Genomic DNA, 13,953 nt, shown 5'->3' with positions numbered 1-13,953 from the left:
ATCCCCCTATACTGTAGCATACTTATTATAGCATATGTATATACAAAAGTCAAGTAAAATCTATACTTTTCAGTAGCTTAGAGATATACTGTAGGGGATAACACAGCCATAAGTGATATCTCTCTGTAGCGCGAAAACCCCGCTCTAGCTTTCGCTAGGCGGGGTTTTCTGTCCAAGATTTAAGGTCGGCAATTCGCCTTCGCTTCGGCTCTATTCACCGTCTTTGTTGTAACGGCTCAACGTTGCTTCTGCTTCGGCTTTGCGCGCCAGAAGCTCTTTCTTTTTGACCGAGCTATAAAATGACATGGCCCGGAAGATTTTAACAAGAACAGCCACTACAAGAGCGACCGCAAGTAGAGCTAGCCAAACAAGAAACACACCAAGAGCATACTCTTCGGCCTTGTTCCTTTTCGCCGTGTTCAAGTACACTTCACGTTGTTCACGCGCCTTGGCCGCTTCTTCGACCGACAAGTACTCAAACTCTTTTTGGCTATAAATATTGGACTCTATCGGGCGCTCTTCCCCATCGGTTTCTTTAAAAAGAGCGCAAGTAGACTTGAACAGCTTTACGCAGTTGTGAGCTTTTACGTACCCAAATTCAGAGTTGTACCAGCGCTTACCATCTTCGGTAGAATAACCATAAAGCGCGGCACCGCCGACTAATACAATGCCCGACACGCTTATCCCTAAAACCCATTTCTTTAATTTACTCATCAAATTTGCCTCTTCGCGGTTTATTCGCCTTCGCGGTTGGCAGGGGTCAGCGGATAGCTAGTCCTCGCCCTGCCTTGTCCCGCGAAGGACATATGATTTATACCAAAATACCACCGCTATATTTACGCTCTAAGCACATGTTTTTACCAGTCATTTCTTGACTTGGCTTGACTGTTTAACTTCCTCAATCTGCTTGTGCGCTCTGGACGCCTTAGCGTCGATTGTGCGGGCAAAGTCCCAGATATCGTTTACGGACTTGATAATCTCCATAAGCGCCGCTGGCACCGCCTTGGGGTCGCTCTCTGTATGCTCTGGGATCAGCCCCGCCTCTACCAGCGTGTGAATGATCCGAAAGCGGAACATAGTGTTTCCGTCTACGGAGTTGTCTAAGTTCTTAAAGCGGTCATCAAACGCCTTCACCATGACGTTGACCGCTTTTTCTAGCTTGTTGATACGCTCATCCTGTATAGCGCGGTCATCCTCAAGCTGCATGATCCGCAACCGTAGCTGTGCCTCTGGGCCTCTTAGCAGCGTATGTCCGAACTCAGTAGTTTCGAAGCCCTGCGGCGGTGTCTGTTCCGCTACGCCAAATACGATTTCGTCTAGGATTGATTGCTGCATCAGTGCTTTTCCTTTGCGGGGGTTGAGAGTGATAGAACAGCATCGCGCAACTTTGCCATGTCCTCAGACATGAGCCGCTGGTTGTTGCTCAGGGTGTTGTCGTTCTTGGCTAGGTCTACGTTGTCTTGAGCGACCTTCTGCACCACGTTCGTAAGAGCCTGAATTTGCCCCTGTTGGTACATGATGATTTCTTTGAGGTCGTCTAATTCAGCGTCTTTCAGCATGTCTACGTTAGGCGCGCTCATTCCGCTGCCACCTGCTTAGTATTACCACTCTCATAGGCGATAATGTCAGACTTGCGGTATAGCACATGGCGTTGAGAGACTTTGACATACGGCGGGCCTAGATCGCGGTGCCGTTGCTGGGCCAAAGCCATAGTGGTAGTTTTCCAGCGTTCAGCCAGTTCTGTAGCGGTCCAAAATTCGTCGGATTCCATTCCGAGTAGCCTCATCCCCCAAGGCGGGGGACCACGCAGCGCCTACTTGCGTCGAGTAACCGGGTTTTGGTATAGCAGTTCCGGCGTAGTCTGCGTCAGCTTTCTCGTAAGTCTTTGTAATATAACATAAAAGTATTCTAATGTCAAGTTGCAAAACGTATGTCATGTTCTACTATAGGTTGATTACGGGAATGATTGCACAATCACGGGAATATTACGGGTGATGTGTCTAAGTAATTGTTTTTTATATGTTTATTGTTAAACGACTATTAACCCACGGCTGAGCGCGGTCGCGATGGCGTGCGTCGTATTTTGCGCACCCAGTTTCGAGCGCGCGCTTTCAATATAGACCCTTAGAGTGTGTTCCGAGATCGACAGTGAATGCGCAACCTGCGCTCGGCTGAAGCCCTGCGCAAGCAACGTCATCGCATCAATTTCACGTGGGGACAGACCTCGGGTCGCTTCAGGCTGCCTGTCCTTTTCAAACTCCAGTGCTTTGCGGTTGATGTAATGCGCCACGAGAATCAATTCTCGGCCAAAAGTCGAGATGAAATCCTGCCAAGTGCCGTCGTCACAACTGTGATTGACGGTGAACAGCGCAAACTGCCCGTTCGGCCCTCGGATCGGGATCGAATAACCCTGATTGCCCACCCCATGTTCCAATGCATCCTGAAGAAACGCTTTGGACACCCTGCCAGACCAGTCCAGCGATTTCCAATCAACCGGTTGAAATCGTTGAAAACACCCCAGTATCACAGGGTCGATGCGGTGATAGTTTTTTTCTCGATACCGTTCATCCCAGGCATCGGAATAGGTGGTATAGCCGTACTGATCCCCGGCGGCATCCACCCAATGATATGTTAGATGTTCGACTTTCAGACAGTCGCGCAGGCGAATGGCGACCGAGCCAAGCTCATCAAGCGTGCTGGTGTTTTCCAAATCCTTCAGGATCTGACCCAAATCGAGTTCTGTTCCCATCTGCGGGCGCCCGTGCCTTATCTGTCATGGACGCGATCTCGGCTGCGGCAATCAGCTTGGTGTCGTCCAGCTGTTCGGCCAAGGCAGTCAACCCATTCGCAACAGCGAACGCGTTGAGGTCCGACAATACGTCCAGTATCCACTCATTTTGCGCCATTAGGGTCTCTCTGAAACAGTTAACGAAGTGTTAACACAACCATAACATGTGCGATCTTTTTGACCTATTCACCGGTTTCTACTCCCCAAAAATAGTGAGGGGCAAAATTCCAACCTGTTGAAACAAAAAAGGACCCTCCAAGACGGCAAAACACCCGCGTATCGGAGTTCCGATTCGCGGGTGTTTTTTTAGATATTTCAGGATGGGCTTATGGACGCGCGTCCAGAACCTCTTCCAAAGTGCGCATGCCGGTGCGCGGGGCCTGAACCAGAACCGACATGTTGCCCGGCTTGTGCTCGTTGCGCAGCATTTTCATATGCGCTTCGGGCAGATCGTTCCACGCGAACACTTCCGACATGCAGGGGTCCAGACGGCGTTCGACCATCAGCTTGTTGGCTGCTGCCGCTTGCTTCAGATGCGCAAAATGCGACCCCTGCAGGCGCTTCTGGTGCATCCACATGTAGCGCACGTCAAAGGTACAGTTGAACCCGGTGGTACCAGCACAAATCACGACCATACCGCCCTTTTTCACCACGAAGGTCGACACCGGGAAGGTGCTTTCGCCAGGGTGTTCAAACACCATATCAACGTTGTTGCCCTTACCGGTGATGTCCCAGATCGCTTTGCCGAACTTGCGGGCTTCTTTGAACCACTCGGCATATTCGGGCGTGTTGACTGTGGGCAGCTGACCCCAGCAGTTGAAGTCCTTGCGGTTCAGAACGCCTTTGGCGCCCAGCCCCATCACGAAATCCCGTTTGCTTTCGTCCGAGATCACACCGATCGCATTTGCACCGGCCGTGTTGATCAACTGGATCGCGTAAGAGCCCAAACCACCCGAGGCTCCCCAAACCAGAACGTTCTGGCCGGGCTTCAGGTCATGAGGCTCGTGCCCGAACAGCATCCGGTAGGCCGTGGCGAGCGTCAGGGTATAGCACGCCGCCTGCTCCCAGGTCAGGTGCTTGGGACGCGGCATCAACTGTTGCGCCTGCACGCGGGTGAACTGGCTGAACGACCCGTCCGGAGTTTCATATCCCCAGATACGCTGGCTGGGCGAGTACATCGGATCGCCGCCGTTGCATTCCTCATCGTCGCCATCATCCTGATTGCAGTGGATCACGACCTCATCACCGACCTTCCAGCGCTTGACCTTTTCACCCACAGCCCAAACGATGCCCGACGCATCCGAACCAGCGATGTGGTACGGGGCCTTGTGGCCATCAAACGGGCTGATCGGCTGGCCCAGAGCAGCCCAGACGCCATTATAATTGACGCCCGCCGCCATCACGAGGACGAGAACCTCGTTGCTGTCCAGCTCGGGAACATCGACCACTTCCTGCTGCATCGCAGTATTTGGTTCTCCGTGACGCTCTTTGCGGATCGCCCAGGCGTACATCTGCTTGGGCACAAACCCCATCGGAGGGATTTCCCCCATTTCATAGAGGTCCTTTTCGGGTGCCTCGTACGACGCGATACCGCTTTCGGTGTCCAAAGCCATGCTGGCCTCCTTTTCAATATCTTTGCCGCGGCGCAGAATCGCCGCCTCTCCTACAGAGGGATAGGAGGGGTTGCGCAACATTGCAACCATCTTTGGTCTATTTTTGTAATTTTATGACCCAGCGGGTGCAGAAACGTCTTTTGCGGGCGCAGCATTGGCGGATTTCACATGTTCGGGCACTGACTCTGCGTAGTATTGCATAAGATCCTCGCGCTCCCCGGACAGATTCAAAACCCCGTCTTCACGCGTCAGAATGCGCCGTTCGACCATTTGATCCACCGCGCTTGTGATAGCGTCCTCAGCCTCCGCGAACGCAAGACCATCAGATTCCATAAGGGCAAGGATTCGACTTCGCACCTCTTGTTCGGGCATAGGGCCATTCTCGCGCAGCAGCCAGCATGCGGCCGGCCCCGGCACCAAGGGAATCGCCGCGCCAATCCGTTTCATCAACGCGCGGGCTAGGTCGGTCATGACGTCATCACCGGCTCGTGCCTCGAAGTCTTTCAGCGAGATCGGCTTACCATACCGAACCGCAGCCAATCCGAACCGCTTGTAGCGACCGATCAGCCGACGCCAGATCTGCTTGAGGACCCAACTTGTGATCACCCCGATCCGTGCACGAAAACGTCGATCAGTTCCGAGAGCGGCACGCGTGAGGATCGTATCTTCGAGCACGCGATCATAGTTCAGGGCCACCGGCACAAACACGACATCGCGCCCGTCGGGCGAGGTGCCGTCGATAATGTATTTCAGTAGTCCTAGTTTAGGTCGCCCCAAAGCCCCGGTCAGGCTGAGCCCGCCTTCGGGGAACATTGCCTGCGTTACACCCGCTTCGGTCGCGTGGCGGACATAGCTGGCCAGAACCTGGCGATACAGCTCGCTGCCTGATTTGCGCCGGATGAAATACGCGCCCATTGCCCGGATCAACCGGCTGAGCGGCCAAACCCGCGCCCATTCGCCCACGGCATAGGACAGGGCGGATTGCTGCGCCGCCAGATAAGTGACCAGAACATAGTCCATGTTGCTGCGGTGGTTCATCACAAAGACAACTGTCGCCTCGGGGTCGATATCCTTGATCGCGCTTTCATCCTTGTAGCTGAGATGCACGTTGTAGAACGTGTTGCTCAGCAACCGGGACAGACGAATGGCGAAGCTGAAATAGGCAAAAGCCGAAAAGGAGGGCACGATCTCACGCGCGTACCGGCGGGCTTGTTCGAACGCAACGGCTTCGGGGATGCCTTCTTCATGGGCGTGCTGCTGCACCGCGTGCCCGACCTGAGGATCATAGATGAGCCGCTGGATCATGTCGTGCCGCCGCGCAAGTTTGAACGGCTGGATCGGCCTCTGCAGGCGTTGGTTTAACCGAGAGACCGCCCTCTCAAGCCTGCGGCGAAAGAACCAGCGGACGGAGGGGAACAGAAAATGCGAGGCAAAAGTGACCATGGCAAAGACCACGATCAACAGGAATAGCCACAGCGGAAGTTCCACGGTTCTCAACATCGGGCCACACTGCCACCAAACGAGGCGGCTCACAATCTAGACAATTCGCATATGCCGCAACGCAGCGAATTGACAATGCCTGAAAATTGCGATTTAGAACCCGTAGACGTAATTTTGTTACCCACCGAAACACGAGGCCCGCCCATGACGCAGATGCAGAAAGACCGCCCCTGGCTGATCCGAACCTATGCTGGTCATTCCACCGCCAAAGCCTCGAACGCGCTGTATCGCGGCAACCTCGCCAAAGGTCAGACTGGCCTGTCGGTGGCGTTCGATCTGCCGACTCAAACAGGCTATGACAGCGACCACACGCTAGCGCGGGGTGAGGTTGGCAAAGTGGGTGTGCCGATCTGCCATCTGGGCGACATGCGGGTCCTGTTCGATCAGATCCCGCTAGAGCAGATGAACACCTCGATGACGATCAACGCGACGGCCCCATGGCTGCTGGCGCTCTACATCGCCGTGGCCGAGGAACAGGGCGCGGATGTCTCAAAGCTGCAAGGCACTGTTCAGAATGACCTGATCAAGGAATATCTCAGCCGCGGCACCTATGTCTGCCCGCCAAAGCCGTCACTGAAGATGATCGCGGATGTGGCTGAGTATTGCTACACCAACGTGCCAAAATGGAACCCGATGAACGTGTGTTCCTACCACCTGCAAGAGGCCGGCGCGACCCCGGAACAGGAGCTGGCCTACGCGCTCGCCACCGCCATTGCGGTGCTAGATGAGCTACGCCCTCGTGTGCCTGCCGAGGACTTCCCTGCCCTATGTGGACGCATTTCCTTCTTCGTAAATGCAGGTATCCGCTTTGTCACCGAAATGTGCAAAATGCGGGCATTCGTCGATCTTTGGGATGAAATCCTTCAACAACGATACGGCGTTGAGAACCCCAAGTTCCGCAGATTCCGCTATGGCGTTCAGGTCAACTCGCTTGGGCTGACCGAACAGCAGCCGGAAAACAACGTCTACCGCATCCTGATCGAAATGCTGGCTGTGACCCTGTCGAAAAAGGCGCGCGCCCGTGCCGTTCAATTGCCTGCCTGGAATGAGGCTTTGGGCCTGCCCCGCCCCTGGGACCAGCAGTGGTCGATGCGCATGCAGCAGATTCTGGCTTATGAGACGGACCTGCTGGAATATGGCGATCTGTTCGACGGGAATCCGGCGGTTGATGCCAAGGTCGAAGAACTCAAGGAAGGCGCGCGGGCCGAATTGGCCAATCTCGACTCCATGGGTGGTGCCGTGGCCTCGATCGAATATATGAAGTCACGACTGGTCGATTCCAATGCGGAACGCCTGAACCGCATTGAACGGAACGAAACCATTGTGGTCGGTGTGAACAAATGGGTCGACGGTGAACCCTCGCCTCTGCAAACCGAGGATGGCGGCATCATGGTTGTGGACCCTGCGGTCGAGCAGGAGCAGATCAATCGCTTGAACGAATGGCGGGCAGAGCGTGATGACCTAGCCGTGGCTGCTGCTCTAGGTGCTCTGCGTGAGGCGGCACAAACCGGGGCGAATGTCATGGAGCCCTCGATTGCTGCGGCCAAGGCCGGTGCAACCACGGGTGAATGGGCCGAGGAAATGCGCAAGGTCTTCGGCACCTACCGTGGCCCAACCGGCGTGTCCGGCTCGGTCTCGAACAAGACCGAAGGGTTGGAGGACCTGCGCGCCTCGGTCGATGCGGTTAGTGACCGGCTCGGGCGTCGTTTGAAATTCCTGGTCGGCAAGCCGGGGTTGGATGGCCATTCCAACGGAGCCGAGCAGATTGCCTTCCGCGCCCGCGATTGCGGCATGGATATCAGCTATGAGGGCATTCGCCTGACACCAGAAGAAATCGTCTCGGCCGCATCCGAGGATGATGCCCATGTGATCGGTTTGTCGATCCTGTCTGGCAGTCATCTGCCTCTGGTCGAAGACGTAATGACCCGCCTGAAACAGGCAGGCCTGTCGCACGTGCCTGTCATCGTCGGTGGGATTATTCCGGACGATGACGCAGACGCTTTGAAGAAAATGGGTGTCGCCAGAATCTACACGCCCAAGAATTTCGAATTGAACGCAATCATGGGCGACATCGTCGCGCTGGTGGACCCGCAGGAAATCGCCGCCGAATAACACCCGTTTTGAAAAACTCTTGATGGCTATTCCCGAAATACCGGGAATAGCCTATATCGGCGTATGGAAATACGGCTTGTATTTTTCAACCGTAGCCACTCACGCCTGAAAGAGGAAAAGTAATGGGACTTGAGCTTGAAAAAATGTCACGCAATGAACTTCTGCAATTGCGCGACGATATAGATAAAGCCCTGGTAGATGCTGAAAAGCGCGAGCGCAAAGCCGCTCTGGAAGCTGCCGAAAAAGCCGCAGCCGAATTCGGGTTTTCCTTGTCCGAGCTTTCGGACACCGGGCCAAGAAGCGCCAAGTCACAGAAATCAAAAGCGAAATACCGCAATCCAAACGCCCCGGAACAAACCTGGACGGGTCGTGGGCGCAAACCTCAATGGGTGCATGACGCGCTGAATTCCGGCACCGATATCGCCGAGTTGGAAATCTGAATTTGAGGTCTTTTCAGAAATGACAATCCACATTGGCGCAGAAAAAGGCGACATCGCAGAAACCGTTCTATTGCCCGGAGATCCCTATCGGGCGAAATGGGCGGCGGAAACGTTTTTGGATGACGTTAGGTTGGTCAATGACGTGCGCGGCATGCTCGGGTTCACCGGTACGTGGAAAGGAAACCCTGTCACCATTCAGGGCAGCGGCATGGGGATGCCCTCACTTTCCATTTACGTGAACGAATTGATCCAGGATTTCGGCGCAAAGACACTGATCCGCATTGGCTCCTGCGGTGGTATGCAGGACAGCGTCAATGTCCGCGATGTTATCCTGGCTATGACATCGACCACGCTCAGCACACCGTCGCGGGGCATCATGAAGGAACTGAACTTCGCCCCCTGCGCCGATTGGGGGCTGTTGCAGGCCGCGGCCAATGCGGCGGCAGCCAAGGGAACACCAACCCATGTGGGCGGGATCTATTCGTCCGATGTGTTCTACGATGAGCGCCCTGATCTGAACGAACAGATGGTGCGTCACGGCATTCTGGGGGTCGAGATGGAAGCGGCCGAGCTGTATATCCTCGCCGCCAGACACAAATGCCGTGCTCTTGCGGTTCTAACCGTCTCGGACCACCTGCTGACGGGTGAAGCCCTGCCCTCATCTGAACGGGAGCGTAGTTTTGGCGACATGGTCGAGATCGCACTGCAAGCGGCCTTCCCGGACGCAGCATAGAGTGAAACGGGCCGAGCATGTCTCGGCCCGATTTCTATTTGCCGATTGATTGTCGCAGACATTTCGAAGGACGATCTGATCCGTCGGATCTCGCGCCGCAAAAGGCGCAGACCCACAGATCCTCGTCTCGATGCTGTCGCCAGCGACAATCGCGTGTCAGCGAAGACGTGCGGGACCGCCAGAAGAAATAGGCGAAAACCCCAGCGGCCAGAAGAAGCAGAATAACAGGCATAGTTCTGTTTGGCCCGCTCCAGCCGCAAATGGCAAGGCTGGTGTCACGCCGCGTTGGCGTATTCGAACAACTCAGGCTCTCGCTGATCGTGCGCGCCAACCGGTTCTGGCGTGTAATACGCCCAAACTTGCTCCAACAAGGTCAGAGCTTCCTCGGCGTCGGTTTTCGGTGTGTTTGCTTGTGTACTCATCGGAGTGATCCTGATTTCATCACTCCTCCCTTCTGCGAATATACGGCGTCGGTGGTCCGACGACATCGGACGTTTTTGCAAAGGGGGCATGCGCTTGCCGCAGCACGGCAAGCGCATCGGTCAATCAGACAGAGCGTTCGACCATCATCTTCTTGATCTGAGCAATCGCTGCCGCCGGGTTCAGACCCTTTGGGCAAGTCTTGGCACAGTTCATGATCGTGTGGCAGCGATACAGCTTGAAGGGATCTTCCAGCTCATCCAGACGCTCGCCCGTGGCTTCATCGCGGCTGTCGATGATCCAGCGATAGGCGTGCAGCAAAGCTGCGGGGCCAAGATAGCGGTCGCCGTTCCACCAATAGCTCGGGCACGAGGTCGAACAGCTGGCGCACATCACGCATTCATACAGGCCGTCCAGCTTCTTGCGGTCTTCGATGGACTGCTTCCACTCTTTTGCGGGGCGGTTGGTTTTGGTTTCCAGCCACGGCATGATCGAGGCATGCTGCGCGTAGAAATGCGTCAGATCGGGGATCAGGTCTTTGACCACCGGCATATGCGGCAGCGGATAGATCTTCACGTCGCCCTTGATCTCATCCATGCCGTAGATACAGGCCAGCGTGTTGATCCCGTCGATATTCATCGCGCAGGAGCCACAGATCCCTTCCCGGCACGAACGGCGGAAGGTCAGGGTCGGATCAATCTCATTCTTAATCTTGATCAGCGCGTCCAGAATCATCGGGCCGCAGGTGTCCATATCGACGAAATAGGTGTCGACACGGGGGTTCTGGCCGTCATCTGGGTTCCAGCGATAGATCTGGAACTTACGCAGGTTCTTTGCGCCGTCCGGTTTGGGCCATGTCTTACCGGTGGTGATCCGGGAATTCTTGGGCAGGGTCAGTTGAACCATGTCAATTCTCCATTCAGCCTGTCCGGGCGCGATCGATCGCGCCTCGATTGTGGTGCCCCCAATGGGCAGTGTTCACGTCAAAATCCGCAGACAACCAGTCGGCAATCGCCTGAGGGTCGTCGCGGTCGATATCAAAGCGCAGGAACCTTGGGTTCCCGTCGAAATGGGCCTGCACCTCGGCGTGGTGTATGTCATACATCCGGCGCCAGCCCTGTTTGACCTCGTCTGCGCCCATCCCGTTGGCCTTGCAGCAGCGTTCAAGATAGCCGCCATTGCTGTGCAGCCCGCGCGACGAAATCCAATCCTCGCGATCGCGCGTGTTCAGCAGAAAATAGGCATCCGGATAAGCCGCATGCAACTCGCGGAAAAACCGCGTGCCATCCAGCATGAACCGGGCATTCACAAAGGCAATGTCAGTAAAGGCCCGGACCGAGCCGAACCCATCCAGCGGTTTCCGACCCATGGCGATATTCGTCACCATTTTCTGGGCCAAGTTGTTGCCCTGATCGTCCACCCAATGCACCGACGCGATGCCACTGTTCTGAAACAGCTTGTGCAGCGACGTGGTGGCACAGCGGTTCAGGCCGATCAGGATGATCTTGGGATCCCGCGGACCCGAGGGCAGCTGTTCAACCGTCATGGCAAGCACCCCTCACCGCGCCCGCATGGGGCGTTTGTCGTGTCGGTGGGTATGTGGCGCTTGCACCGCATTGCCTGATGGTTGCTCCTACTTAGAACGTCCGCGCTTTCGGCGCGATTTTCTTGAGGCTGATGCCGCCCTGATCCTCGTTGGTCAGAGGATCAACGATCACCGGACGGTAACTGAGTTCAACCTTGTTACCCTCGACCCGGCTGACGGTGTGGACACGCCAGTTCTCATCGTCGCGCTCCGCGAAATCCTCATGCGCATGTGCGCCACGGGACTCTTTGCGCGCTTCGGCCCCCACGATGGTCGCCAGAGCGCTTGGCATCAGGTTGGTCAGTTCCAGCGACTCCATCAGGTCACTGTTCCAGACCAGAGACCGGTCCGAAACCTTCAGATCGTCCATCTTAGCCGCGATCGCCGTCATCTTTTCGACGCCTTCCGCCATGGTCTTGGCGGTCCGGAACACAGCCGCGTCCTGCTGCATGGTTTTTTGCATCTCAAGCCGCAGGTCAGCGGTCGGGACTGCGCCCGAGGCGTTCCGTACGGCGTCAAACCGATCAAATGCCTTATCAACCGATGCCTGGTTCAGCACAGGGTTCGGCGCGTCTGCGTCCACTACTTTACCGGCTCGGATGGCCGCCGCGCGACCAAAGACGACCAGATCGATCAGAGAATTAGAGCCCAGACGGTTGGCACCGTGGACCGAAGCACAACCCGCTTCGCCCACTGCCATCAGGCCGGGAACAACTGCGGTTGGGTTGTCTGCAGTTGGGTTGAGAACCTCACCCCAATAATTCGTCGGAATACCGCCCATATTGTAATGCACGGTCGGCAGAACCGGGATGGGTTCCTTGGTAACGTCAACACCAGCAAAGACACGTGCCGATTCCGAGATTCCAGGCAACCGTTCCGCCAGCGCCTCGGCTGGCAGGTGGCTCAGGTTCAAATGAATATGATCCCCGTCATCGCCGTGACCACGACCTTCGCGGATCTCCATCGTCATCGAACGCGAGACATAGTCGCGCGGCGCCAAGTCCTTGTACTGGGGCGCATAACGCTCCATGAACCGCTCACCTTCAGAGTTGGTCAAATAACCGCCTTCGCCCCGAGCACCCTCGGTGATTAAGCAACCCGAGCCGTAGATGCCGGTTGGGTGGAACTGAACGAACTCCATATCCTGAAGCGCCAGACCGGCACGGGCCACCATGCCGCCACCGTCGCCGGTGCAGGTATGGGCCGAGGTCGCGCTGAAATATGCACGACCGTAACCGCCGGTCGCCAGTATAACCATCTTGGCGTTGAAGACATGCATCGTGCCGTCGTCCAGCTTCCAGCAGACGACGCCCTGACACTGCCCATCCTCGGACATGATCAGGTCGATGGCGAAATATTCGATGTAGAATTCAGCGTTGTTTTTCAGCGACTGTCCATAAAGCGTATGCAGGATCGCGTGACCGGTCCGGTCTGCGGCTGCACAGGTACGCTGCACGGCGGGACCTTCGCCAAACTCGGTGGTATGACCGCCGAAGGGGCGCTGGTAAATTTTACCCTCTTCCGTACGGCTGAAGGGCACACCGTAGTGTTCCAGCTCATAAACTGCCTTGGGAGCTTCGCGCGCAAGGTACTCCATCGCATCGGTATCACCCAGCCAGTCCGAACCCTTGACGGTGTCGTACATGTGCCATTGCCAATGGTCAGGCCCCATGTTGGACAGGGACGCTGCAATACCACCTTGCGCGGCAACCGTATGTGAGCGTGTCGGGAACACCTTGGTGACACAGGCTGTACGCAGGCCCTGCTCGGCCATGCCCAATGTCGCCCGCAGACCGGCCCCACCTGCACCTACGACGACCACGTCGTATTCGTGGGTTTCATATTCATATGCTGCTGTCATTGTTCTTGTTCCTTATCGCGCGTCACAGGGCCAGCTTGACCAGGGCAAACAGCCCCGCAGCCATCAGCGTGTAACCAAGCGCCCACATCGCAACGAGAGAGATTTTCTCAAGAATGCCATGGATATAGTCTTCGATGGTTTCCTGCGCCTCATACATAAGCTGCTGCAGGCCCACGACCAGCGTCAGAGCGGTGACAATCGCAGGGAAGGGGCGGCTGAAATAGGCCAGAACCTCTTCATACGTGCCGCCGAGGCCTATTCCGAAGGTGATGATAAATATGGGAACCAGCACGGTCAGGATCATCGCGCGCACCATGGTACGCCAATGGGTTTGTGTTCCCGATTTCCCTGCGCCCAAGCCCTGCGCGCGTTTGCGGTCGGTCAGATATCGCATCTCCGTCTCCTTAAACCACAAGCACGGTGAGAATGGTCAGGACTGTGGCACCGATGAACATGCCCATCCCCAGTTTTTCCGAGGTATTCACGTCGAGGCAGTAGCCGAAGTCCCAGAACACGTGACGCAGGCGGCCCAGCGTGTGATACCAAAGCGCCCAGGTCGCGACGATGAGGATCAGCTTACCGAACCAGCTGGTCAGGAACCCGTCGATCAGCGCAAATGCACTTTCCGAAGTTGACGCGGCCAGCAGCCACCAGACAACCAGAATGGCAACGGCAAACACCCCGAGGCCGGAAAACCGGACCATGATGGACGACATGGAGGTCATCTGCGGGCGATAGATCATAATATGTGGCGAGAGCGGGCGGTTGCCCCGATTGACATCGGCCATGGCGGCTCCTCTTACTTTGGCTACCAGACTTTTTACTTGTTTTTGCGCTTCTGTCACGTGCTGCACCTGCAAAAACAGGTAAAATTGCCTCAAAAACGGTGATTTTGACTAAT

Annotated in this window: 15 protein-coding genes; 3 read left to right on the top strand and 12 right to left on the bottom strand. The window is 56.0% G+C overall.

From position 1 onward, the window contains the following. Positions 1–210: 210 nt before the first annotated feature. The 6 genes from ACRZ95_RS14890 to ACRZ95_RS14865 form a co-directional block, all read right to left on the bottom strand. A complete protein-coding gene (locus ACRZ95_RS14890; RefSeq protein WP_480555121.1) occupies positions 211–714 on the bottom strand; it encodes a hypothetical protein in 504 nt (167 codons plus the stop codon). Positions 715–864: 150 nt separating this feature from the next. Then, on the bottom strand, positions 865–1,335 hold the full coding sequence (locus tag ACRZ95_RS14885) for a hypothetical protein (RefSeq protein WP_480555119.1): 471 nt from the start codon (positions 1,333–1,335) through the stop codon (positions 865–867). Next, positions 1,335–1,580 (bottom strand): hypothetical protein, encoded by a 246-nt coding sequence (locus ACRZ95_RS14880; RefSeq protein ID WP_480555117.1) that lies wholly within the window; start codon positions 1,578–1,580, stop codon positions 1,335–1,337. Before ACRZ95_RS14880 ends, ACRZ95_RS14885 begins: the two co-directional genes overlap by 1 nt. Before the next feature lie 449 nt (positions 1,581–2,029). Further along, positions 2,030–2,749, bottom strand: coding sequence for a LuxR family transcriptional regulator (locus tag ACRZ95_RS14875; RefSeq protein ID WP_170678765.1), 720 nt, complete (start codon positions 2,747–2,749; stop codon positions 2,030–2,032). A gap of 365 nt (positions 2,750–3,114) precedes the next feature. Next, positions 3,115–4,401, bottom strand: coding sequence for a crotonyl-CoA carboxylase/reductase (ccrA, locus tag ACRZ95_RS14870; RefSeq protein ID WP_170678763.1), 1,287 nt, complete (start codon positions 4,399–4,401; stop codon positions 3,115–3,117). Between the two features lie 111 nt (positions 4,402–4,512). Beyond that, complete coding sequence (locus ACRZ95_RS14865) at positions 4,513–5,901, bottom strand: 1-acyl-sn-glycerol-3-phosphate acyltransferase (protein ID WP_170678761.1); 1,389 nt, start codon at positions 5,899–5,901, stop codon at positions 4,513–4,515. A 144-nt stretch (positions 5,902–6,045) separates the two neighbouring features. Here ACRZ95_RS14865 and ACRZ95_RS14860 point away from each other — a divergent pair, with 144 nt between their 5' ends. From ACRZ95_RS14860 to deoD, 3 genes are all read left to right on the top strand, one after another. Beyond that, the gene (locus ACRZ95_RS14860; protein ID WP_170678759.1) at positions 6,046–8,013 is read left to right on the top strand and encodes a protein meaA; all 1,968 of its coding nucleotides are present in this window, start codon (positions 6,046–6,048) and stop codon (positions 8,011–8,013) included. 122 nt (positions 8,014–8,135) lie between these two features. Continuing rightward, the gene (locus ACRZ95_RS14855; protein ID WP_170678757.1) at positions 8,136–8,453 is read left to right on the top strand and encodes an H-NS histone family protein; all 318 of its coding nucleotides are present in this window, start codon (positions 8,136–8,138) and stop codon (positions 8,451–8,453) included. A 19-nt stretch (positions 8,454–8,472) separates the two neighbouring features. Continuing rightward, positions 8,473–9,186 carry a purine-nucleoside phosphorylase gene (gene deoD, locus ACRZ95_RS14850; protein ID WP_170468961.1) on the top strand — a complete coding sequence of 238 codons (714 nt, stop codon included), beginning with the start codon at positions 8,473–8,475 and terminating at the stop codon, positions 9,184–9,186. A 275-nt stretch (positions 9,187–9,461) separates the two neighbouring features. On the opposite strand, the gene ACRZ95_RS14845 is transcribed toward deoD, so the two are convergent. The 6 genes from ACRZ95_RS14845 to sdhC all read right to left on the bottom strand — a co-directional run bounded on the left by ACRZ95_RS14845 (position 9,462) and on the right by sdhC (position 13,840). Then, the gene (locus ACRZ95_RS14845) at positions 9,462–9,608 is read right to left on the bottom strand and encodes a hypothetical protein (protein ID WP_170678755.1); all 147 of its coding nucleotides are present in this window, start codon (positions 9,606–9,608) and stop codon (positions 9,462–9,464) included. 124 nt (positions 9,609–9,732) lie between these two features. Then, a complete protein-coding gene (locus ACRZ95_RS14840) occupies positions 9,733–10,512 on the bottom strand; it encodes a succinate dehydrogenase iron-sulfur subunit (protein ID WP_170462678.1) in 780 nt (259 codons plus the stop codon). A gap of 13 nt (positions 10,513–10,525) precedes the next feature. After that, positions 10,526–11,152, bottom strand: coding sequence for a sulfotransferase (locus ACRZ95_RS14835; RefSeq protein WP_170678753.1), 627 nt, complete (start codon positions 11,150–11,152; stop codon positions 10,526–10,528). A gap of 91 nt (positions 11,153–11,243) precedes the next feature. Further along, positions 11,244–13,052 carry a succinate dehydrogenase flavoprotein subunit gene (gene sdhA, locus ACRZ95_RS14830; RefSeq protein WP_170678751.1) on the bottom strand — a complete coding sequence of 603 codons (1,809 nt, stop codon included), beginning with the start codon at positions 13,050–13,052 and terminating at the stop codon, positions 11,244–11,246. A 22-nt stretch (positions 13,053–13,074) separates the two neighbouring features. Then, a complete protein-coding gene (locus tag ACRZ95_RS14825; RefSeq protein WP_170642777.1) occupies positions 13,075–13,446 on the bottom strand; it encodes a succinate dehydrogenase, hydrophobic membrane anchor protein in 372 nt (123 codons plus the stop codon). 10 nt (positions 13,447–13,456) lie between these two features. After that, the gene (gene sdhC / locus ACRZ95_RS14820; protein WP_170378960.1) at positions 13,457–13,840 is read right to left on the bottom strand and encodes a succinate dehydrogenase, cytochrome b556 subunit; all 384 of its coding nucleotides are present in this window, start codon (positions 13,838–13,840) and stop codon (positions 13,457–13,459) included. Between the last annotated feature and the right edge of the window lie 113 nt (positions 13,841–13,953).

Source organism: Ruegeria sp. AI3 (assembly GCF_056541245.1).
This window is presented reverse-complemented; position numbering and strand designations above follow the sequence as displayed.

Coding starts and splice junctions, on each gene's coding strand:
- deoD (WP_170468961.1), top strand. CDS start 8,473: ATGACAATCCACATTGGCGCAGAAAAAGGCGACATCGCAGAAACCGTT.
- ccrA (WP_170678763.1), bottom strand. CDS start 4,401: ATGGCTTTGGACACCGAAAGCGGTATCGCGTCGTACGAGGCACCCGAA.
- ACRZ95_RS14860 (WP_170678759.1), top strand. CDS start 6,046: ATGACGCAGATGCAGAAAGACCGCCCCTGGCTGATCCGAACCTATGCT.
- ACRZ95_RS14890 (WP_480555121.1), bottom strand. CDS start 714: ATGAGTAAATTAAAGAAATGGGTTTTAGGGATAAGCGTGTCGGGCATT.
- sdhC (WP_170378960.1), bottom strand. CDS start 13,840: ATGGCCGATGTCAATCGGGGCAACCGCCCGCTCTCGCCACATATTATG.
- ACRZ95_RS14855 (WP_170678757.1), top strand. CDS start 8,136: ATGGGACTTGAGCTTGAAAAAATGTCACGCAATGAACTTCTGCAATTG.
- ACRZ95_RS14875 (WP_170678765.1), bottom strand. CDS start 2,749: ATGGGAACAGAACTCGATTTGGGTCAGATCCTGAAGGATTTGGAAAAC.
- ACRZ95_RS14835 (WP_170678753.1), bottom strand. CDS start 11,152: ATGACGGTTGAACAGCTGCCCTCGGGTCCGCGGGATCCCAAGATCATC.
- ACRZ95_RS14880 (WP_480555117.1), bottom strand. CDS start 1,580: ATGAGCGCGCCTAACGTAGACATGCTGAAAGACGCTGAATTAGACGAC.
- ACRZ95_RS14865 (WP_170678761.1), bottom strand. CDS start 5,901: ATGTTGAGAACCGTGGAACTTCCGCTGTGGCTATTCCTGTTGATCGTG.
- ACRZ95_RS14885 (WP_480555119.1), bottom strand. CDS start 1,335: ATGCAGCAATCAATCCTAGACGAAATCGTATTTGGCGTAGCGGAACAG.
- sdhA (WP_170678751.1), bottom strand. CDS start 13,052: ATGACAGCAGCATATGAATATGAAACCCACGAATACGACGTGGTCGTC.
- ACRZ95_RS14845 (WP_170678755.1), bottom strand. CDS start 9,608: ATGAGTACACAAGCAAACACACCGAAAACCGACGCCGAGGAAGCTCTG.
- ACRZ95_RS14825 (WP_170642777.1), bottom strand. CDS start 13,446: ATGCGATATCTGACCGACCGCAAACGCGCGCAGGGCTTGGGCGCAGGG.
- ACRZ95_RS14840 (WP_170462678.1), bottom strand. CDS start 10,512: ATGGTTCAACTGACCCTGCCCAAGAATTCCCGGATCACCACCGGTAAG.